This window comes from Streptococcus infantis, assembly GCF_047464415.1.
Taxonomy (GTDB): domain Bacteria; phylum Bacillota; class Bacilli; order Lactobacillales; family Streptococcaceae; genus Streptococcus; species Streptococcus infantis_AE.
The window spans coordinates 1-551 of sequence record NZ_JASHBX010000066.1 but is presented as its reverse complement, the minus strand read 5'-3'; the positions used below and the strand labels follow the sequence as shown (position 1 = coordinate 551).

Here is a 551-nt window from a genome sequence, read left to right as displayed (position 1 = left end):
TTGTTAGTTTAGAAAGTCAACTGAAAGGAAAGGATAATTTTACTATAGCTGTTGGTGATAACGCAGATAAGCCTGAAGAGGCTGGTGCTTACTATCAAGTCGTCTTGACTGAAGGTGGTAAAAAAATTAGAGTCATTGAATTACTTCGTGGCTATAAAGAAGACAATGCTTTCTATGATTTCAATGGAACAGCAGATTAACTTACAAAAGTCTCAATTATTTGAGGCTTTTTTTATTGTCAGAATTTCATTGTCCCTTTAAAAACGATTATGCCATTATCGAATATGATAGGGGTATCTTAGAAAGAAAGAAGGTACCTTTAGTGCACTATCAAACCTTTTCAGATTTGATGAATGAGGTCAAGAATCTCAATGGTGAAATCACAGGCGAGAATGCAAAAAAGCTGGCGGAATTTTATTCCTACTGGGGCAACTATTTAGAACCGACTCCTGCATTTATGGCATTTCTCACTTATTTACCAGGAGGGATTGCCAAGGCTCTTTATCAAATCACTTCCAGCCTAGAACATGTTTTTAATAATATGTTCAAGC

General features: G+C 35.9%; 2 pseudogenes. Both read left to right on the top strand.

Annotated features, from left to right (window positions below):
- Nucleotides 1–200: pseudogene (locus tag QM460_RS10510) on the top strand (hypothetical protein); the annotation flags it as partial.
- A 122-nt stretch (nucleotides 201–322) separates the two neighbouring features.
- A pseudogene (locus QM460_RS10505) lies at nucleotides 323–551 on the top strand (hypothetical protein); the annotation flags it as partial.